We start from the raw sequence: 21,385 nt of genomic DNA, 5'->3' as shown, positions 1-21,385 counted from the left end.
AAAGTAACATGCTCACAGAGGAGCGCAAGGTTTTTTTGCAAAAAAGTGTGGATGCAATCGGTTACGCTCTGTATAATGCCGCGGCAATATTTAATAACCTCCCAGGTGAGATATTGCCCATGCTACGTATCGCAAAAGAAGCCCTGACGTTTGACGACGTCCTCCTCGTTCCCGCTCATTCTACCGTTCTGCCGAATACTGCTGACCTCAGCACTCAGTTGACGAAAACCATTCGCCTGAACATTCCTATGCTCTCCGCAGCAATGGACACCGTGACGGAAGCGCGCCTGGCAATTGCCCTGGCCCAGGAAGGCGGCATCGGTTTTATCCACAAAAACATGTCTATCGAGCGCCAGGCTGAAGAAGTCCGTCGCGTGAAGAAACACGAATCTGGCGTGGTAACTGACCCACAGACCGTACTGCCAACCACTACCCTGCGCGAAGTGAAAGAACTGACCGAGCGTAACGGTTTTGCGGGCTACCCGGTTGTGACTGAAGATAACGAACTGGTCGGCATCATCACCGGTCGTGACGTGCGTTTTGTGACTGACCTGAGCCAGCCGGTTAGCGTCTACATGACGCCGAAAGAGCGTCTGGTCACCGTTCGTGAAGGCGAAGCGCGCGATGTTGTCTTTGCCAAAATGCACGAAAAACGCGTTGAGAAAGCGCTGGTGGTTGACGACAGCTTCCATCTGCTCGGCATGATCACCGTTAAAGATTTCCAGAAAGCAGAACGTAAACCTAACGCCTGTAAAGATGAGCATGGTCGTCTGCGCGTTGGCGCTGCTGTAGGTGCGGGTGCAGGTAATGAAGATCGCGTAGATGCGCTGGTTGCCGCTGGCGTTGACGTACTGCTGATTGACTCCTCTCACGGCCATTCTGAAGGCGTACTGCAGCGTATCCGTGAAACTCGTGCTAAATACCCGGATCTGCAGATCATCGGCGGTAACGTAGCAACGGGCGCAGGCGCACGCGCGCTGGCTGAAGCCGGCTGCAGCGCAGTTAAAGTGGGTATCGGCCCTGGCTCCATCTGTACTACCCGTATTGTTACCGGCGTAGGTGTACCGCAGATCACCGCCGTTTCTGACGCCGTTGAAGCGCTGGAAGGCACCGGTATTCCGGTTATCGCCGATGGCGGTATTCGTTTCTCCGGCGACATCGCTAAAGCGATTGCTGCAGGCGCTGCCGCAGTAATGGTTGGCTCTATGCTGGCGGGTACTGAAGAATCCCCGGGCGAAATCGAACTGTACCAGGGGCGTTCTTACAAATCATACCGCGGTATGGGCTCTCTGGGCGCGATGTCCAAAGGTTCTTCTGACCGTTACTTCCAAAGCGATAACGCCGCTGACAAACTGGTCCCGGAAGGTATCGAAGGTCGCGTTGCCTATAAAGGTCGCCTGAAAGAGATCATTCACCAGCAGATGGGCGGCCTGCGCTCCTGTATGGGTCTGACCGGCTGTGGTACTATCGACGCGCTGCGAACGAAAGCAGAGTTTGTACGCATCAGCGGTGCGGGTATTCAGGAAAGTCACGTTCACGATGTGACCATCACCAAAGAGTCCCCTAACTACCGCATGGGCTCCTGATAAGTTTCCGCGCCCGGCTATATGCCGGGCGAATTTGTTTCACTTGCCTCGGAATTAGCGTCAATGACAGACAATATTCATAAACATCGCATTCTCATCCTTGATTTTGGATCGCAGTACACACAGTTGGTTGCACGTCGCGTACGTGAACTGGGCGTCTACTGTGAACTGTGGGCATGGGATGTTACGGAAGCACAAATTCGCGAATTCAACCCAAGCGGTATTATTCTTTCCGGTGGTCCGGAAAGTACCACCGAAGAAAACAGCCCGCGTGCGCCGGAATACGTTTTCAATGCAGGTGTGCCAGTGTTCGGTGTGTGCTACGGCATGCAGACCATGGCCATGCAGCTCGGTGGTCATGTTGAAGGTTCTAACGAACGTGAATTCGGCTATGCGCAGGTTGAAGTTCAGACCGACAGTGCGCTTGTCCGCGGTATTGAGGACTCCCTGACCGCAGACGGCAAACCGCTACTGGATGTGTGGATGAGCCACGGTGACAAAGTGACCGCCATCCCGGAAGGTTTCGTGACCGTTGCCAGCACCGACAACTGCCCGTTCGCCATCATGGCGCATGAGGAAAAACGTTTCTACGGCGTGCAGTTCCACCCGGAAGTGACCCACACCCGTCAGGGTATGCGCATGCTGGAGCGTTTTGTGCGTGATATCTGTCAGTGTGAAGCGCTGTGGACCCCAGCAAAAATCATCGACGACGCCGTTGAGCGCATTCGTCAGCAGGTTGGTGACGATAAAGTGATCCTCGGCCTATCCGGCGGTGTTGACTCCTCCGTAACTGCGATGCTGCTGCACCGTGCGATCGGTAAAAACCTGACCTGCGTGTTTGTTGATAACGGTCTGCTGCGCCTCAACGAAGCACAGCAGGTGATGGATATGTTCGGCGACCACTTCGGTCTGAACATTGTTCACGTTGAAGGCGAAAAGCGTTTCCTCGACGCGCTGAAAGGCGAGAATGACCCGGAAGCGAAACGTAAAATCATCGGCCGAGTATTCGTGGAAGTATTCGACGAAGAAGCGCTGAAGCTGGAAGATGTTAAGTGGCTGGCGCAGGGTACCATCTACCCGGACGTGATCGAATCTGCAGCGTCCGCCACCGGTAAAGCGCACGTCATCAAATCTCACCACAACGTGGGTGGTCTGCCAAAAGAGATGAAGATGGGGCTGGTTGAGCCGCTGCGTGAACTGTTCAAAGACGAAGTGCGTAAGATTGGTCTGGAGCTGGGCCTACCGTACGACATGCTGTACCGTCACCCATTCCCAGGACCAGGTCTGGGCGTGCGCGTACTGGGCGAAGTGAAGAAGGAGTATTGCGACCTGCTGCGTCGTGCGGATGCTATCTTCATTGAAGAACTGCACAAAGCTGATCTGTATAACAAAGTGAGCCAGGCGTTCACCGTGTTCCTGCCGGTACGTTCCGTTGGCGTTATGGGCGATGGCCGTAAGTACGATTGGGTTGTTTCCCTGCGTGCTGTTGAAACCATCGACTTTATGACCGCACACTGGGCGCACCTGCCGTATGATTTCTTAGGCCGCGTATCCAACCGCATTATCAACGAAGTTAACGGTATTTCCCGCGTGGTGTATGACATCAGCGGTAAGCCGCCAGCGACGATTGAGTGGGAATAAGCCGATAACCCTTCCAGAGTTTTCATGAACAGGTAAAACTGCCATCAACCCTCTGTTTTTACAGGGGGTTTTTATTTATGTGCATTATGTAGAAATGTTTGAGCTTTCTGTTTCATCAACGCTTAAGTTTAAGCTGAGGTAGCCAAAATTCAGGAGGCATGAGTTGACTTCCCACAGCGTCCCATTCTGTCCCTCTGTTAGTGCGCGGAGCCCATGCTCTTGGGAAAGGTAAAGATAAAGTTTTATTGATAGCCCTACGCGCAGCGTCCCAAGCCGAGTCATAAAGAAAGTCATTTAATAATAGCGAATATCCATCTTGATTAATTCTGGGACTCCATGTTCTGCTTATTATTTGAACATGGTCTTGCGCTTCAAATATCGTAAATAAATCCGGTGTTGAACTGTCTTTTGATGAAATCCACAATAGTCTTTCGCCGGGATATAATGTTTCTCTTCCGTTAATAAAACCATTTGGGGCAGAAGATTCACGGTTAAGGAATGGAACAGGATCAAAATTTGAATAGGGATCGTTATTACTAAAGCTGGATATATTCTTTGCGAAATTTACAGCGTAAAATTCCAGTTGATCGCCATTGGAATGAGATTGCCAAATATCAATAATTTGTGGATGGGAGGAAAGGAAATTTTCATAGGAAAAGAGAATGAAAATTTGATTTTCTTCCATAGATAATATTAATTTATCATTCTTAGTTAGTTTTCGTGGTACATCAGAGTTCCATTTATTCATTCCTGAAATAGTAAGTGATGCTAATCTTACAGCATAAATAGCGTCATCAACAGATATACGGAAAAATTCACGCCTTGAGTTTACTCTATATTCTCTGAGGATATTATGGATATAGCTCTCAAGTTCTACAGAGAATGATGTAATAATTCGGAAGCAAACATCAAAAGGAAATGGTACACCTGTACTGTATAACTTTTTACTCCTATCTTCCGGAAGTAGACTTGTTCGACCTATTTTTACCAAACCAGGCATTGCCTCATTAGTCAATACATAAATAAAACCCGGTATATAAACTTCGTCCATTAACTACTCACTGTTTATCAGAATATGGCTAGCCTATCATTATATTTTTATTGGATCTGCCTGTTAGCCATTTACTTACAGATATTGAACATCATATTCGATTAAAAAGCTAACTTTCGCATAAATCTGTTCGATATACCTTCCTCGTCCATCCCTATGTCCCAGATCTGTGGATGTCACTACCAGCACGCCTTTGCCCTTTTGGTTGGTTAGAGGCCGCTGCTTCCAGCAGCGACATCTCGTATTGTATAGCCAATTCTGGACGGTTACTTAACGGCGGCGTACTAACGCAAAAAGCGTCCTCTCAGCACCTTATTATCCACAATCTCTAACAATACCTGCGGTGATTGGGCTGCCTGGATACGTTCGCCGAGTTGTGCAAGTAAAACGTTATCAGTGTTGAGCAGATTATCCGTTTGATTTAGCTTGCGCTCTACCTGTAAGGCATTTGCCTGGGTGCTGCTTGTTCGTTCAAATATCGGCTTCATCTTGCTGAGATGATGGGCGACTTTACGTTTTATTTTTTCCCATTTCTGAAATATGCCGTTGCTGGCATTAAGTTCTTTTAAATATACTTCGCTTGTCAGGACAAATTCCTGGTTGCCGTCATGCTTGATGAACAGGATGAGATTAGCAACCAACAAACATTGCATACCCGTCAGATACTCACGCTGCAACCGTTCAATATTGCTGATTTTCAGTTTGAGCGCTTCCCGGAGATCGTCAGATCCAAACCAACTGGTTGGTTCAAATTGTTCAATTTCTTGATATGCCTGAGTGATATCCTTTTCAAGATGCATAACCTGCGAGCGCACTTCCTGCGCGCTTTTGGCCAGGTTGAGTAGTGACTCTTTGGTGATAATGTCATCCCGGCTCAGTAATAAACCGATAATATTGAGATGTTCATGGAAAGCCTGGATCTTTGCGAGGCGCGATTGTTCTAGATGGTCTTTAATCGAATCGATCTTTTGTTCGATGATCCGCAGTCTCTCATTAATATCGGCAAGATGTTTTTGGGCCAAAAGTTGTGACGCGAGATTAAAAACCAGGCTGGTATTGACCAGCGACTTCAGGTTTTCAGCTTCGTGAAATCGGGCTTGTGCGCCAATTTTATGGCTGTCAGGCTTAAGTACCGCGCCGATTGCTCCACTGCCATCTTTCGCCTGTACCAGCTGGCTGTATTCAAAAGAGCAGGTCATTAATTGTGCAGAGTTACCCGCAACGGCGGTGGCGACAGTGGGTACGCTACTGAGCCAGTGGTTAAAGAGTGAAATGCTGCTGGGATCAAGTTCCGTCTGCGAGTCCTGTTGCGTGATCTCTTGCCAGAATCCAGGTTGGCTGTGTATTTTCACCAGGGCATTGTTTTGCGCGTCGACGATGTCCACCTCGAAGGCAGCTTCTTGCTCAGGTATCTGATTGTTGTTCGCTAAAGTTGACATAGGGTGAATTCTGCTGGGTTAGTTACAGTATTTTTACTGCGCTATTTTTGGCGAGTAAAGCATGTTGAGCATCGAGACATGGGCAATGAACGGAATTGTCACCCGGTATGCCTCCCCCAATGTTTGGTTAGCAAGGCCGATCGTACTGACGATAGCGGTGACGGGATGTAACCGGAGTGCGGCAAATGCCGCTACGCTTGCCGCAGCTGACAGACCGATAACAGCTCCTTTATCGTTTATGCGCAAATTATCCTGCATCTTGAAAAAACCGGAGACAACTTTCGTTTCTGTGCAGCGCTCCCAGCGTTCATGATCGGCTAATGACTGCCAGTCATCACCAAACAAACTCAGGACGATTTCCCGCTCTTTTGTGGCGTTATTTTTTTTCTTGCTGTCTTTACCATTGAGCTTTTTATGAACATCGGTTAACAACTCAGAATAGGGCAGTGGCTCGCTGCGGAAAATATTGACGAGCGAGTGTCCGCCATATTCCTGCAATTCATGAAGCAGATGCCGTAGCCCACGCTCGCTGTAGTCCCGTTCTGCCTTCTCTTCGAGTAGTAAGTCCTTAACGGACGATGATAATGCTACCCGGCCCTTGCCGTTGTCTGTCAGAACGTCGACCAGATAGTCAATGTGATTGAGGGAGGTATTTTTCAGTAACGACAGGATATATGGGTCACATTTGACCGGTTGTTCCATTTTTATGGATTCCTTCATCATGAATACAGCATAGAAAACGATAGAGAGTATTGTACAGATATGTTGGGGAAGGGGAGGTTATTTTTTGTGGTCTATAATTTAAGAAATGGAAGCAAGTAATGATGATGATATTTGTGGTTGTTTTTTAGCATTTAATTTTTAAATTTTATTTAAGATTGGTGATTTAAGCTATTAATCAACGCTGACGCGGCCCAACAGAGGGAATAAAATCCCCTCTGTAAGCGTATTTTAATCGACCAGCTGCAGTTGGGGCTGAGATTGAGGGGTAACATTCTCCACGCGTATATCCATCTGCGGATACGGCAGGTCAATATGATTGGCGTCCAGGGCCTCTTTGATATTTTCCAGCAGATCGTAATAGGTGTTCCAGTATTCAACGTTAGGCACCCATACACGGATGTAAAAATTGAGTGCGGAAGCGCCTAACTCGCCCAGACGAACGGTTACTCCACGTTGCTTATCGATGCGGCTGTCCTGCTCGATGATGTGGTTAATCACGCGCTTAACATCTGCGATCCGGCTCTGATAGCCTACGCCAATCACCAGATCGATACGGCGAAAAGGGTGGCGGGAATAGTTAATGATATTGTCAGCGATGATCTTACCGTTTGGGATAACCACCTCTTTGCTGTCGGCTGTGAGCAGGGTGGTGGAGAAAATGTGCACCTTTTCTACCGTTCCGGTGACTGCGCCGATCTGCACCACTTCTCCGGCGCGGAAGGGACGTAGGGAGACCAACAGCACGCCCGCGGCAAAGTTGGAAAGCGAGCTTTGTAGCGCGAGGCCAATAGCCAGTCCGGCGGCGCCAATGACGGCAATAATAGAGGATGTTTCAATGCCAACACGCCCCAACGCGGCGACAACGGAAAAGGCGAGCGTAATGTAACGTACCAGCGCGGTGAAGAACTGAATGATGGTTCTGTCGACTTTACGTTTTAACAGTAACTTTTCCAGTCCACGAGAGAGCAAACGAGAGATAAACTTACCGACAAACAGTAAAATCACGGCGGCAACGATATTCCAGCCGAATTGAATAACCGCGTCGCTATGCCCGGCAATCCATTCAACACCGCTTCTTATTTTAGGAAATAATGAAAAACCACTCATGGTATTACCCTGTAGAATTTAATAATGGTAGCAATTCAAATAAGTCTTTAATTTTATACGAAATATTAATGTTTTCGTCAGTGATATTTTCGGGTGATATTAATTAGCGTTTATTTGAGCACCGTTTGTTTTTTTTATGTTCGCTAATCAGGAACGTAAAAATCAGCGCGAATGGTGCGGTGAAGTGGGATGAAAAGATTGTGTATTTGTGCGGAAAACACGGTTGATTATCTGATATTGATACGCAAAGGATAGGTAAAATTGTGGGATGTTTCATCACTCAAATCCCTTACCGGATGGTTAAATGTCAGGCGATTAGCCATCCGGTAAGGAATCTTAATGCTGGGATATCACAGGCGCGAGGGATCAACGTACGTTAGTTTGTGCAGGAGATGTCTGTTGCGGTTGGGTTAACTGCTGAGATTCTTTTTTGTTCTGGTGGTGATGCCACGCACCAATGGCGGAGTAGACGAAGCGTCCGAAGAAGAAGAGAAAACTGATAAGCAGTACGATCCGGATCATGCGACTGTTAAATCGGTGTCGTTTGCGTAGGCTGGTAACCTGGCTCACAAAAGGTTCCTTGTAGTGTACCCAACTGAGGGCGATACTCACATTAAGGCATACTGTGGGGGAATGGTCAATTCTTCGTTATGTAAAATTGCTTCAGTTGTTTTATCCTCTTATGTTATGGAAATTAATATTATTATTTGCATGAATAATGAATTAACGATAAAAAACAATGAAAAGAGTAATAATTGATTAATGAGGGGCTTTTTTTTTGATATATATCAAGCGTAACCTCTTGCTGATAACTAAAATCAATGAGGCATTGTGATGTATTTAACCTTACCGTTTTAAAGTCAGGTGGGATGCCTGTCTGAATACCCCCTACAGGATGTGCGGGATTCTACTGAGCATCTATGAAACTCAATAAAAATTATATTGGTATTAGAGATAGATGGTGGGCGCTACCCCTCATTTTACCCTCTTTGTTGTTGCCTATATTGAGCACTGCTACCACCTATGCCCATATTAGTTCGGGGATTGTAATTCTTTTCTACCTACCTTTGGCGCTGATGATTAGCCTGATGCTTTTTTTTGGCTGGGCGGCATTGCCAGGAATTATCATTTCCATTATCTGGTACAAATATCCGCAGGTCGGGTTATTTGAAACACTTTCAATAATTTCGCACTTTATTGTTACAATAGTGCTTAGCTGGGGAGGCTATAAAGTATTTTCTCCCCGACGCAACAACGTTTCCCACGGTGATTCGCACCTGATGTTCCAGCGTATGTTCTGGCAGGTCTTCTGTCCGGCTACGCTATTTCTGATACTCTTCCAGTTTGCTGCATTTGTGGGCGTTTATGAAAGCAAGTCCGGCATGGTGGGTGTTATGCCCTTTAATACAGGCACATTAATTAACTATCAGGCCATACTCGCGGGGAATCTGGTTGGGGTTCCACTGTGCTATTTTATTATTCGAACGATCCGTAACCCTTTGCACGTGAGAGGCTATTTTTCTCAGTTAAAGCAGCAATTTGATACCAAAGTCACCAAAACAGAGTTTGCGATCTGGCTGATTATATTGACCGTGCTGATGGCAATGTTGTGTATGCCGTTAAATGAACAAAGCTCAATATTTAGTACGAATTATACCCTGTCATTGTTACTGCCCGTGATGCTATGGGGAGCTATGCGTTACGGTTATAGATTTGTTTCGTTGATATGGGCGGTCGTGCTTATTACCGCGATACATTACTATCAACGCTATATGCCCTGGTATTCGGGCTACGATACCCAGCTTGCCATTACCTCATCAAGTTATCTGGTTTTTTCCTTTATCGTGAATTTCATCGCCGTCCTGGCAACGCGCCAACGGTTTGTTACCCGGCGCAACCATCGTCTGGCTTACTTTGATCCTATGGTGCATATTCCGAATTTGCGCGCTTTGAACCGGGATTTGAAAAAAGCGCCATGGTCAGTGCTCTGCTTTTTAGGTGTCCCGGGTATGGAACTGCTGGTGAAAAATTACGGCATTATGCTGCGTATCCAGTACAAGCAAAAACTCTCCCAGTGGATATCGCCGCTGCTGGAACAGGATGAGCATGTCTATCAGTTATCGGGTAATGATTTAGTCCTGCGCTTTAACACCGAGTCGCATCAGGAACGCATTGAAGCGCTGGACCGACATATTAAGCAGTTCCGTTTCATCTGGGATGGTATGCCGTTACAGCCACAGGTGGGGATCAGTTTTTGCTATGTTCGTTCTCCGGTTAACCACATCTATTTGTTACTGGGAGAATTAAGCACTATCGCCGAGCTTTCTCTGGCGACCAATGCGCCAGAGAATTTGCAGCGCCGGGGCGTAATGCATCTACAACGTGACCTGAAAGATAAAGTCGCGATGATGAATCGGCTGCAGCAGGCGCTGGAGCACAATCGCTTTTTCCTGATGGCGCAGCCGATTTCTGGCGTTCGCGGCGACGTTTATCATGAAATTCTGCTGCGCCTTGAGGGGGATGACGGTGAAACCATCGCCCCTGACAACTTCTTGCCGGTAGCGCATGAGTTTGGGTTGTCGTCCAGCATCGATCTGTGGGTGATTGAAAATACGCTGAAGTTTATGGCGCAAAATCGGGAAAAAATGCCCGCCCGTCGGTTTGCTATTAACTTATCGCCTACGTCGGTATGCCGCGCCCGGCTGCCGCATGACATCAACCAGCTCTTGGCTAAGTACAAAGTTGAAGCGTGGCAACTCATTTTTGAGGTCACGGAAAGTAATGCCTTAACCAATGCGGAACAGGCACAGGCAACGTTACTGCAACTGCAATCATTGGGCTGTCAGATTGCGATTGATGATTTTGGTACCGGATATGCCAGCTATGCGCGGCTGAAGAATGTGAATGCCGATATCCTGAAAATTGACGGCAGCTTTATCCGCAATATCGTTGCGAATAGCCTCGACTACCAAATCGTGGCCTCTATTTGCCATCTGGCGCGGATGAAAAGAATGCTGGTGGTTGCGGAGTACGTCGAAAGCGAGGAAATACGCAGTGCGGTGATTTCACTGGGGATTGATTATCTGCAAGGGTATCTGATTGGTAAACCTCAGCCGCTGAATGAAGAACTGGATGAAAAGGTGCCAGGCGAGCTGGCACCTGCTGAGAGCTTATGCGGCGATATCGGGTGAGCTTTCTTCTTCAATTTTGAGACGCCAGCCGGTTACGGCTTCCCAGTATTGCTGTTCTTTTTCCAAATCCAGCAGTACCAGCGCATTCTGGCTAAACCAGTCATGTGGGAAGCGTAAAGTCCAGTGGTTTTCATCGGTAATCAGGGTCAGCGTCGGCGGCGTGGTGGTCGCCTGACGCTGATTATTCAGCAGTACGCCCAGGCGCAACAGCTGAATTAACGGCAAAAACTGTTTTTTCTTGAACAGCGTAAAGCGGGGCAAGTCGTCCAGTTTCACCGCTTTACGATGATAGCGAACCAGGGTTGCCATCATCAGCTGTTGTTCCTGATTGAAGCCCGGTAAATCGCTGTTTTGCAGGATATACGCAGAGTGGCGATGTAAGCCACTGTGGTTGATGTTCAGCCCAACCTCATGCAGCATTGCCGCCCAGCGCAGTAACGCTTCCAGTTGTGGATTGGCCAGTTTTGGCTGCTGCGTATGCCACTGGTCGTACATTTGCATCGTCGTTTCCAGCACGCGCCGGGCCTGTTCACTGTCGATGTTGTACTGGTTCGCCAGGCTGCTGGCGGTACGGCTACGAACATCCTGGTGGCGAAAACGTCCTTCCATCTCATACAGTACGCCTTCGCGTAGCGCACCATCTGAAAGGCGAAGTTCACGGATAGCTAACGCATCGAATACGCCACACAGAATCGCGAGTCCGGGTACAAACACCGCTTTTCGTTCTTCTGACAGCCCTGGCAGGCTGAGCGCCTCGAATGACGCATGCTTCAACACTTCGGATGTCAGTTTGTCCAGGCGTTCGGGGGTGATGAAACCATCTTTCTCACCCATTTCCAGCAGCACTTCATGCGCCGCTTTAATCGTGCCCGACGCGCCGAGTGCTACGTTCCAGCCCTGAATGCGAAACTGCCAGGTTAAGGTTTCGAGCTTTTGCGCTGCTGCCATGCGGGCACGCTGGAAGTTTTCCCGATTGATCGTGCCGCCCGGGAAATACATCTGAGCAAAACTGACGCAGCCCATACGGCGGCTTTCGACCAGCTTGGGTTCGAAATCTTCGCCGATCACCAGTTCTGTTGAGCCTCCGCCAATATCGATAACCAGCTTGCGACCTTTTTCCGGTTGGGTGTGTTCAACGCCCATAAAAATCAGTCGTGCTTCTTCATTACCGGAAATAATCTCAATCGGGTAGGGGATGACTTTTTCTGCTCGCTTGAGAAAATCGGTCGCATTCAGCGCCTGACGCAAAGTATGGGTTCCCACGATGCATACGCTTGATGGGGGAAAGCCCTGCAGACGTTCGGCGAACAGCGAAAGACAGCTTAATCCGCGCTCTATTGCCTCTTCGCTGAGCTTGTTGTCTTCACCGAGGCCATCCGCCAGATGGACGCGTTGCTTCAGTCGCCCGATAATTTGCATCGCGCCATCAACCACACGGGCAATGACCATATGGAAACTGTTTGAACCAAGGTCGACCGCAGCAAATTCCTGCGGTCGTGGAGTCTTGTCGTGTATTGGCATATCTTTAGTCAGGTTGCTCGAGTGATTTGATGTAGTCGTAAATCGCCAATTGTGACTGAACCTTACGGCGATTTCCGCGCGGTACGTAGCGATTACTGAGTTCTTTATCGATGAAGCGAGCCTTCACCGTGTCGCTGAACAGAATATCGATAATATCCAGCACGCGCTGTTTAAGACGCGGGTCCAGCAGCGGCGTGGCAACTTCGATGCGATAGTCGATATTCCTGGTCATCCAGTCAGCGGAGGAGAGGTATACCTGCTTATCACCACCGTTTTCGAAAATATAAACCCGGTCGTGCTCAAGGTAGCGGTCAACTATGCTTATCACGCGAATATTGTCGCTGATTCCTTCCAGGTTCGGAATCAAAGAACACATACCACGAATCAACAAATTGACCGGCACGCCTGAGCCTGAGGCCGCATAGAGACGATCAACCAGTCCCTTATCGACCAGGTTATTCAGTTTTAACGTGATACCGGAAGGCTGCCCTTGCTGCGCGTTGGCGATTTCTTTGTCGATCATCGCGTAAAGTAAACGACGTGAGTTCTGTGGAGAAACCAGCAGATAATCGAACGTCACCGGACGATACGGGTTCTCGATGAAGTTGAACACCCGACGAACCTCGTTGGTAATGCGCGAGTCGGCGGTCAGCAGCGAATAGTCGGTATACAGGCGCGCCGTTTTTTCGTTGAAGTTCCCCGTCCCGATATGCGCATAGCGCACAACTTCATCACCTTCTTTACGCGAGATAAGGAACAGTTTGGCGTGAATTTTCAGGCCTGGCGCGGAGAAGATGACGTGAACGCCTGCTTCGGTCAGACGCTTGGCCCAATGAATGTTGGCTTCTTCATCAAAACGCGCCTGCAGTTCCACCACCACGGTGACTTTTTTACCGTTGTGCGCCGCATGGATCATCGCGTCGATGATGCGCGAGTCTTTTGCTACACGGTAGATGTTAATCTTGATTGCCAGCACGCTCGGATCGAAAGAGGCCTGACGCAACAGTTCAAGAACATGTTCAAAGGTGTGATACGGGTAATACAGCAGAACATCGCGCTCGCGGATTGCATCAAATCCGTTACGAAACTTCTCGTTGTCGAACCAGATATGGCGTAAACGAGGAAGTGGTTTGTTCACCAGGTTAGCTTTGCCAACGTTGGGGAAGTTAATAAAGTCTTTAAAGTTATGGTAACGCCCGCCGGGAACAATCGAGTCGTATCGCGAAATCGTCAGTTTTTCACGCAGCACCTCGACCAGCGCATTAGGCATGTCGCGCTGATAAACAAAGCGCACAGGTTCTGCGGTCAGGCGCTGTTTCAGGCTGGATGACATCAGCTCCATCAGGCTTGATTCCATCTCGTGCACCAAATCGTATTCGGCGTCGCGGGTCATTTTCATCGAATAGGCGTTCAGCGCATCGTAATCAAAGAAACCTTTGAAAATGTCGTCAAGACAGTAGCGTAAGATGTTGTCCAGCAGGATCATCGGTTTACGGCGTCGCGGGGTTTCCGGCGGCAGGTTCACAAAGCGTGGAACCTTGTCGGAAGGGATTTCCAGCAGCGCGTAGCGGATCGTATCACCGCGGATAATTTCTACCGCCAGATAGGTGTAGTCATCTTTCAGGAACTGAACTAAATCCGTCTCGCGGTTAATCAGGATCGGTGTAATGTGCTGGCGAAGATATTGCTTGAAGTAATGGCGTAACCAGCTCTGTTGATTGACCGATAGCTGACGTTCGTTGATTAAGAAAATCTGGTTGCGCGCCATCTCCAGCAGCAACTCGTTGTACAGGCCGTCAAATTCCTGATCGGCTTTTAATACGCGGGCCTGGATTTTGCCTAACAGATGGCGGGAGTGAGAGTTTGAACCCTGTTCTTCGCTAATAATGATTCGGCGCTTCAGTTCGGCAAAACGAACCTTGTAAAACTCGTCGAGGTTATTGGAATATATGCCTAAGAAACGCATCCGTTCGATCAACGGGTTTGACTTATCAGCGGCTTCCTGGAGCACACGTTCGTTGAACGCTAACCAGCTGAGTTCTTTCTCGATGTATAGCTTTTCCTGACCCATTACCACTTTTACTCCGTTTCATTCACGGGACACTACCGATTTATTATGGCGAGCATTGCTCTCAGATGTCCAACTGTGCCAGAAAAATATGACAATAAACCGTCTGATAGCAAAGAGAAAGGGGGAGCGTAGATGAATACCGGAGATGTTAACCGGAAAAGGTATTTATGCCTGTATACCGGATAGCGAGATCCGGTATACAGGTTGGATTTTTATTATTCGTCGGCGGCGTAGCCTTGTGGTGGCAAACGAACGCCGTCCAGCCATGCTGCGTTATCACGCATCTTCAGGCGACCGTCGATAAACCAGCTTACTACCAGTGGGTAAATAGTATGCTCCTGGGCCTGAACCCGGGCCGTGACATCATCTTCGCTGTCGCCTTCAAATACCGGAACCTTGGCCTGGAGAATAACCGGTCCGCCGTCCAGTTCATCGGTGACGAAATGGACGGAGGTTCCATGCTCTTCATCGCCGTTTTCCAGCACCTGACGATGCGTGTGCAGGCCGGGGTACTTGGGCAATAAAGACGGGTGGATATTCAGCAATCGTTCAGCATAATGAGCCACAAACGCCGGGCTGAGGATACGCATATAACCGGCCAGCACGACGACATCGGGCGCATAGGCGTCAATCTCATGTATCAGCTCGCGGTCGAATGCTTCGCGACTGGCAAACTGGGTGGCTTCCAGCGTATGTGCCGGAATATTCGCTTCGCGTGCGCGCTCAAGGCCGAACGCATCGGCCTTATTACTGAATACTGCACGTATGGTGCCATTGATTTTTTTCTGTTCGCAGGCGTCCATTATCGCCTGCAAATTGCTTCCGTTGCCGGAAATGAGCACCACAATGTTTTTCATTCAATGACCACACGCTGTTCGGAATCAGAAGCTTTGATGATACCGATTTTCCATGCGTTTTCACCTTTCTCATTGAGCAAAGCAAGGGCTTTGTCCACTTCCTGAGCTGGCAGGGCGATAACCATACCCACGCCGCAGTTAAAGGTGCGATACATCTCATGCTGGCTGACGTTACCCGCCGTTTGCAGCCAGTTGAAGACGGCTGGCCACTGCCATGAAGATTCGTCGATCACTGCCTGTGTGTTGTCTGGCAGAACGCGTGGAATATTTTCCCAGAAGCCGCCGCCGGTCAGGTGGGCAATAGCATGCACATCAACTTTCTCAATCAGTTCCAGAATGGATTTTACGTAAATGCGGGTTGGGGCCAGCAAGTGATCGGCCAGCGGCTTGCCTTCAAGCTCGGTGGTTTCCGGGTCACAACCGCTGACTTCAACAATTTTACGCACCAGAGAGTAGCCGTTGGAGTGCGGGCCGCTGGAGCCAAGCGCAATCAGTACGTCGCCGTCTGCCACTTTTGAACCGTCGATAATCTCTGATTTTTCGACGACGCCAACGCAGAAGCCTGCCACGTCGTAATCTTCGCCGTGGTACATGCCCGGCATTTCAGCTGTTTCCCCGCCGACAAGCGCGCAGCCAGACTGCAGGCAGCCTTCGGCAATCCCGTTAATGACGCTGGCTGCGGTATCCACATCCAGTTTGCCGGTCGCATAGTAGTCGAGGAAAAACAGCGGCTCAGCGCCCTGAACGACGAGGTCGTTGACGCACATTGCGACGAGGTCAATGCCGATAGTGTCGTGGCGTTTCAGATCCATTGCCAGACGCAGTTTTGTGCCAACGCCATCAGTGCCGGAAACCAGTACCGGTTCACGATATTTTTGCGGCAATGCGCACAGCGCACCGAAGCCACCCAGACCACCCATAACTTCCGGACGACGCGTTTTCTTTACTACGCCTTTGATTCGATCAACCAGAGCATTACCTGCATCAATATCAACACCGGCATCTTTGTAGCTAAGAGAGGTTTTATCGGTCACTGCCTGCTTCCCCACATGTTTACTTGCAGTAAAAGTTAAATTCGGCGCAATTCTAACAGGGAAAGCAAACGTTTGCGAGCCTGCTCTGCAGCAAGTTTTATCTGCTGATTTTTTCGGCATTTTACAATCATTTATCTATTTGTTTGAACTGCACCACGAAAATGAAACCGGGTACAGTCTTGTGCTTGAAACCTGCCAGCCGAATGCACAGTATCGTACTGAAACCGGTTTCTGTTTTCTGTTGCGAACCTCATCAACAGCGTTTTGCGCAGAGTCATCACGATAGGGGAAGGGTATGTCAGGATTTAAAGCAAATTTCATGTGGGGTGGCGCCGTAGCCGCTCATCAACTGGAAGGTGGCTGGCAGGAGGGCGGAAAAGGCGTCAGCGTTGCCGATGTCATGACGGCGGGGGCGCACGGTGTAGCACGTGAAATCACCGACGGTGTGATTGCCGGTAAAAACTATCCTAACCACGACGCCATCGATTTTTATCATCGCTATAAAGACGACATCAAGCTGTTTGCCGAAATGGGGTTTAAATGTTTTCGTACCTCTATCGCCTGGACGCGTATTTTCCCTTTAGGCGACGAAGCGCAACCCAATGAGGCTGGCCTACAGTTCTATGATGACCTGTTTGACGAATGCCTGAAATATGGCATTGAGCCGGTGATTACGTTGTCGCATTTCGAGATGCCTTACCATCTGGTGACGGAATACGGCGGCTGGCGCAACCGCAAGCTTATCGAGTTCTTTGTCCGTTTTGCCGGGGTGGTATTTACTCGTTACCAGCACAAAGTGAAGTACTGGATGACGTTTAATGAGATTAACAACCAGGCAAATTATCATGAAGACTTCGCCCCCTTTACTAACTCTGGCCTGAAATACCAGCCCGGCGAAGACCGAGAGCCGGTCATGTACCAGGCCGCGCATTATGAGCTGGTGGCAAGCGCGTTAGCGGTAAAGGTCGCACGTGAGATTAACCCAGCATTGCAGATAGGGTGCATGATTGCCATGTGTCCTATCTATCCGCTGACCTGCGCCCCAGACGATATGATGATGGCAATGAACGCCATGCACCGGCGTTACTGGTTCACCGACGTCCATGTGCGCGGCAAATACCCGCGGCATCTTCTCAACTACTTTGCCCGGCGTGGCTTTAAACTGGATATCACCGAAGAAGACCGTCAGGCGTTGGCCGAGGGCTGCGTCGATTACATTGGCTTTAGCTACTATATGTCTTTCGCGACCCAGGCAACGGCGGACAACCCTGAGTTGGATTACGACGAGTCGAAAAGCCTGGTTTCCAACCCGTACGTACAGAAATCGGACTGGGGCTGGCAGATTGATCCCGTCGGACTGCGCTATTCGTTGAACTGGTTCTGGGATCATTATCAGTTGCCGCTATTTATTGTGGAGAATGGATTTGGCGCGATCGATGTGCGTGAGAGCGATGGTACGGTGAACGACCAGTACCGTATCGACTACCTTGCTGCCCATATACGTGAGATGAAAAAAGCGGTGGTGGAAGATGGCGTGGATCTGATGGGATATACCCCGTGGGGCTGTATTGATTTAGTCTCGGCCGGAACGGGGGAGATGAAAAAACGCTACGGGTTTATCTACGTCGATAAAAATAATGACGGCAGCGGGACATTAGCACGCTCGCCTAAGAAATCTTTTTCATGGTATCAAAACGTCATCCAGACCAATGCTGAATATCTTTAAAATTCATAGCATTGATAACAATCCCCGCCATGAGTGCGGGGCTTGTTTTATACTCATCATCCAGACGCAAGTGACTTTGGTTGATCCATATCAAGCGTATGCAGTGTTGCGCCAGAGACGAAAAGCGGTATAATCCGGCGATTTTTTTTGTGGTTGCCACTCGTCTGAGGAAAGGAGAAGAGTATGAAGATCGTGGAAGTCAAACACCCACTCGTCAAACACAAGCTGGGACTGATGCGTGAAAACGACATCAGCACTAAACGCTTTCGTGAACTCGCCTCGGAAGTTGGCAGCCTGCTGACTTATGAAGCAACCGCTGGTCTGGAAACCGAAAAGGTGACCATTGAAGGCTGGAACGGTCCGGTTGAAGTTGACCAAATCAAAGGCAAGAAAATCACCGTTGTACCAATCCTGCGTGCGGGCCTGGGCATGATGGAAGGCGTTTTGGAAAACGTTCCGAGCGCGCGTATCAGCGTGGTCGGTATGTACCGTAACGAAGAGACGCTGGAGCCGGTGCCGTACTTCCAGAAGCTGGTTTCTAACATTGATGAGCGTATGGCGCTGATCGTTGACCCAATGCTGGCAACCGGTGGTTCCGTTATCGCGACCATCGACCTGCTGAAAAACGCAGGCTGCACCAGCATTAAGGTGCTGGTCCTGGTTGCGGCGCCAGAAGGTATCGCGGCACTGGAAAAAGCACACCCGGATGTTGAGCTGTACACGGCCTCCATCGATCAGGGACTGAACGAGCACGGATACATTATTCCGGGACTCGGCGATGCCGGCGATAAGATTTTTGGTACAAAGTAAAAGAATAAGTGAAAAGAAGCCGACTTTAAGAGTCGGCTTTTTTTTGAATAAAACAACCCAATGGCTAATAACAAACAACACTCAGAGGAAAACACTATGACGCGCCGTGCTATCGGGGTGAGTGAAAGACCGCCGCTTTTACAGACAATCCCGCTTAGTTTGCAGCACCTGTTCGCCATGTTTGGCGCAACGGTACTGGTGCCAGTCCTGTTTCACATCAACCCGGCTACCGTTTTGCTGTTTAACGGCATTGGTACGTTGCTGTATCTCTTTATTTGTAAAGGAAAAATCCCGGCATATCTGGGTTCCAGCTTTGCATTTATTTCCCCAGTACTGTTGCTGCTGCCGTTAGGGTATGAAGTGGCGCTGGGTGGCTTCATTATGTGCGGCGTCCTGTTCTGCCTGGTTTCTTTTATCGTTAAGAAAGCAGGTACCGGCTGGCTGGATGTGATGTTCCCACCTGCGGCGATGGGCGCAATCGTTGCCGTCATTGGTCTGGAGCTGGCTGGTGTCGCTGCGGGCATGGCGGGATTACTGCCTGCTGAGGGTCAATTACCGGATTCAAAAACCATCATCATCTCTATGGTGACGCTGGCGGTTACGGTATTTGGCTCCGTACTGTTCCGCGGTTTTATGGCGATTATCCCGATTCTGATTGGGGTGCTGGCCGGTTATGCGCTCTCCTTCGTGATGGGCGTCGTGGACACCACGCCGATTGCGCAGGCCCACTGGTTCGCGCTGCCAACGTTCTATACGCCGCGCTTTGAATGGGTTGCCATTCTGACCATCCTGCCTGCTGCGCTGGTGGTCATTGCTGAACACGTCGGGCACCTGGTGGTAACTGCGAATATCGTGAAAAAAGATCTGATTCGCGACCCAGGCCTGCATCGTTCTATGTTTGCTAACGGTCTGTCTACGGTTATCTCCGGTTTCTTCGGCTCTACGCCGAACACCACGTACGGCGAAAATATTGGCGTAATGGCGATTACCCGCGTTTACAGTACCTGGGTTATCGGCGGGGCGGCGATTTTCGCCATTCTGCTCTCCTGTGTGGGTAAACTGGCGGCGGCGATCCAAATCATTCCACTGCCGGTCATGGGCGGCGTATCGCTGTTGCTGTACGGTGTGATTGGCGCTTCTGGTATTCGCGTACTGATCGAGTCGAAAGTTGACTACAACAAAGCGCAAAACCTGATCCTGACCTCGGTTATTTTGATCATCGGCGTGAGTGGCGCGAAAGTTCACATTGGTGCCGCAGAGCTGAAAGGCATGGCGCTGGCGACCATTGTTGGCGTCTGCCTGAGCCTGATTTTCAAAGTTATCAGCCTGCTGCGTCCGGAAGAAGTCGTGCTTGACGCGAAAGATGCGGATAGTCCGCAACAGTAAATCTCTGACCGGGCGGCGATGCTGCCCGGTTCTATCACGACGTATTTCTGTGTTAAACTCAACGCGATTTTATGAAATCCTGGGTTGAGGTATCTCTGAACACACCGGCACAGCTCTCTTTGCCACTTTATCTTCCTGACGACGAAACTTTTGCGAGTTTCTGGCCGGGGGATAACTCCTCTTTACTGGCTGCACTGCAAAACGTGCTGCGTCAGGAACATAGCGGGTATATTTATCTCTGGTCGCGTGAAGGCGCTGGCCGTAGTCATTTGCTGCATGCAGCCTGTGCGGAACTGTCCGCGCGCGGTGATGCGGTAGGCTACGTACCGCTCGATAAACGCACCTGGTTCGTCCCTGAGGTGCTCGACGGGATGGAGCATTTATCGCTGGTATGCATCGATAACATCGAATGTGTAGCCGGTGATTCGCTGTGGGAAATGGCGATCTTTGATCTCTACAACCGCATTCTGGAGTCGGGGAAAACGCGCCTGTTGATCACTGGCGATCGTCCGCCAAGACAACTGAATCTGGGATTGCCGGATCTCGCCTCGCGTCTGGACTGGGGGCAAATCTACAAGCTGCAGCCGCTTTCCGATGAAGACAAGCTACAGGCGTTGCAATTGCGCGCCAGGTTGCGTGGATTTGAACTGCCGGAAGACGTAGGTCGCTTCCTGCTTAAGCGTCTGGATCGGGAAATGCGAACGCTGTTTATGACGTTGGATCAGCTTGATCACGCATCGATCACCGCCCAGCGTAAGCTGACTATTCCGTTCGTAAAAGAGATACTGAAGCTGTAAGCGCCGCAGCCGAAAAGACTGCGGCAGATTGCAGGTTAATCGAGAATTTCCAGTACCTGCTCCGGCGGGCGTCCAATCCGCGCCTGGCCTTTGGCCACCACAATGGGGCGCTCCATCAGTTTCGGGTTTTCCACCATTGCCTGAATCAGGGCATCTTCACTCAGATTTTTGTCCGCCAGGTTAAGCGACTTATAGAGATCTTCTTTCTGGCGCATCAGCTCACGCGCGCTGGACATGCCCAGCATCTGCAGCAGTTCACGCAGGGTTGCGGCATCAGCCGGCGTTTCCAGATACAGCACTACTTGCGGATCCACGCCGTTGGACTTCAGCAATTCCAGCGTTTCGCGGCTCTTGGAGCAGCGTGGATTATGGTAGATTTTAATCGCGTCTGACATGACTTCTCCTTGCATAACAATACTGCCGGATGGCGGCCAAAAGGTCTTAT

The 21,385-nt window shown here is 49.7% G+C and carries 17 protein-coding genes; 7 read left to right on the top strand and 10 right to left on the bottom strand.

The genetic code is table 11. The features are described from left to right. The first annotated feature begins 119 nt into the window (after positions 1-119). Both guaB and guaA read left to right on the top strand, forming a co-directional pair. On the top strand, positions 120-1,586 hold the full coding sequence (gene guaB / locus E1B03_RS19475; RefSeq protein WP_103771588.1) for an IMP dehydrogenase: 1,467 nt from the start codon (positions 120-122) through the stop codon (positions 1,584-1,586). Positions 1,587-1,649: 63 nt separating this feature from the next. Further along, complete coding sequence (gene guaA, locus E1B03_RS19470; RefSeq protein ID WP_103771672.1) at positions 1,650-3,227, top strand: glutamine-hydrolyzing GMP synthase; 1,578 nt, start codon at positions 1,650-1,652, stop codon at positions 3,225-3,227. A 115-nt stretch (positions 3,228-3,342) separates the two neighbouring features. Here guaA and E1B03_RS19465 read toward each other — a convergent pair whose 3' ends face one another. The 5 genes from E1B03_RS19465 to E1B03_RS19445 all read right to left on the bottom strand — a co-directional run bounded on the left by E1B03_RS19465 (position 3,343) and on the right by E1B03_RS19445 (position 8,117). Beyond that, entirely contained in the window at positions 3,343-4,278 is a 936-nt protein-coding gene (locus E1B03_RS19465; RefSeq protein ID WP_133086766.1) for a GIY-YIG nuclease family protein, read from the bottom strand. Between the two features lie 284 nt (positions 4,279-4,562). Then, the gene (locus E1B03_RS19460; protein ID WP_133086765.1) at positions 4,563-5,717 is read right to left on the bottom strand and encodes a hypothetical protein; all 1,155 of its coding nucleotides are present in this window, start codon (positions 5,715-5,717) and stop codon (positions 4,563-4,565) included. A gap of 33 nt (positions 5,718-5,750) precedes the next feature. Further along, positions 5,751-6,419: a YaaW family protein gene (locus E1B03_RS19455; RefSeq protein ID WP_103771591.1), complete on the bottom strand. Its 669-nt coding sequence runs from the start codon at positions 6,417-6,419 to the stop codon at positions 5,751-5,753. A gap of 249 nt (positions 6,420-6,668) precedes the next feature. After that, on the bottom strand, positions 6,669-7,547 hold the full coding sequence (mscS, locus tag E1B03_RS19450) for a small-conductance mechanosensitive channel MscS (protein ID WP_103771592.1): 879 nt from the start codon (positions 7,545-7,547) through the stop codon (positions 6,669-6,671). A gap of 366 nt (positions 7,548-7,913) precedes the next feature. Continuing rightward, positions 7,914-8,117: a YfgG family protein gene (locus tag E1B03_RS19445; protein ID WP_103771593.1), complete on the bottom strand. Its 204-nt coding sequence runs from the start codon at positions 8,115-8,117 to the stop codon at positions 7,914-7,916. A 350-nt stretch (positions 8,118-8,467) separates the two neighbouring features. Between E1B03_RS19445 and E1B03_RS19440 the strand changes: the two genes are divergently transcribed. Further along, a complete protein-coding gene (locus E1B03_RS19440) occupies positions 8,468-10,738 on the top strand; it encodes a bifunctional diguanylate cyclase/phosphodiesterase (protein WP_133086764.1) in 2,271 nt (756 codons plus the stop codon). On the opposite strand, the gene ppx is transcribed toward E1B03_RS19440, so the two are convergent. From ppx to purM, 4 genes are all read right to left on the bottom strand, one after another. Beyond that, positions 10,718-12,259 (bottom strand): exopolyphosphatase, encoded by a 1,542-nt coding sequence (gene ppx / locus E1B03_RS19435; protein WP_133086763.1) that lies wholly within the window; start codon positions 12,257-12,259, stop codon positions 10,718-10,720. The genes E1B03_RS19440 and ppx overlap by 21 nt on opposite strands. A gap of 4 nt (positions 12,260-12,263) precedes the next feature. Next, positions 12,264-14,330 carry a polyphosphate kinase 1 gene (gene ppk1 / locus E1B03_RS19430; protein ID WP_133086762.1) on the bottom strand — a complete coding sequence of 689 codons (2,067 nt, stop codon included), beginning with the start codon at positions 14,328-14,330 and terminating at the stop codon, positions 12,264-12,266. Between the two features lie 215 nt (positions 14,331-14,545). Continuing rightward, complete coding sequence (purN, locus tag E1B03_RS19425; RefSeq protein WP_103771597.1) at positions 14,546-15,187, bottom strand: phosphoribosylglycinamide formyltransferase; 642 nt, start codon at positions 15,185-15,187, stop codon at positions 14,546-14,548. After that, the gene (gene purM / locus E1B03_RS19420; protein WP_103771673.1) at positions 15,184-16,221 is read right to left on the bottom strand and encodes a phosphoribosylformylglycinamidine cyclo-ligase; all 1,038 of its coding nucleotides are present in this window, start codon (positions 16,219-16,221) and stop codon (positions 15,184-15,186) included. Before purM ends, purN begins: the two co-directional genes overlap by 4 nt. 295 nt (positions 16,222-16,516) lie before the next feature. Here purM and E1B03_RS19415 point away from each other — a divergent pair, with 295 nt between their 5' ends. From E1B03_RS19415 to E1B03_RS19400, 4 genes are all read left to right on the top strand, one after another. Continuing rightward, complete coding sequence (locus tag E1B03_RS19415) at positions 16,517-17,947, top strand: 6-phospho-beta-glucosidase (protein WP_133086761.1); 1,431 nt, start codon at positions 16,517-16,519, stop codon at positions 17,945-17,947. Between the two features lie 183 nt (positions 17,948-18,130). After that, positions 18,131-18,757 (top strand): uracil phosphoribosyltransferase, encoded by a 627-nt coding sequence (gene upp, locus E1B03_RS19410; protein WP_003835110.1) that lies wholly within the window; start codon positions 18,131-18,133, stop codon positions 18,755-18,757. Between the two features lie 96 nt (positions 18,758-18,853). Next, a complete protein-coding gene (uraA, locus tag E1B03_RS19405) occupies positions 18,854-20,143 on the top strand; it encodes a uracil permease (protein WP_003835107.1) in 1,290 nt (429 codons plus the stop codon). 95 nt (positions 20,144-20,238) lie between these two features. Continuing rightward, on the top strand, positions 20,239-20,940 hold the full coding sequence (locus tag E1B03_RS19400; RefSeq protein ID WP_211924219.1) for a DnaA inactivator Hda: 702 nt from the start codon (positions 20,239-20,241) through the stop codon (positions 20,938-20,940). 35 nt (positions 20,941-20,975) lie between these two features. Here the strand turns inward: E1B03_RS19400 and arsC are convergent, their stop codons facing one another. Continuing rightward, complete coding sequence (gene arsC, locus E1B03_RS19395; protein ID WP_103771599.1) at positions 20,976-21,335, bottom strand: arsenate reductase (glutaredoxin); 360 nt, start codon at positions 21,333-21,335, stop codon at positions 20,976-20,978. Positions 21,336-21,385: the final 50 nt, after the last annotated feature.

It is taken from the genome of Citrobacter arsenatis (assembly GCF_004353845.1).
GTDB classification, from domain to species: Bacteria; Pseudomonadota; Gammaproteobacteria; order Enterobacterales; family Enterobacteriaceae; genus Citrobacter; species Citrobacter arsenatis.
The sequence above is the reverse complement of the archived record's forward strand: the minus strand, read 5'-3'. Positions and strand labels throughout refer to the sequence as shown.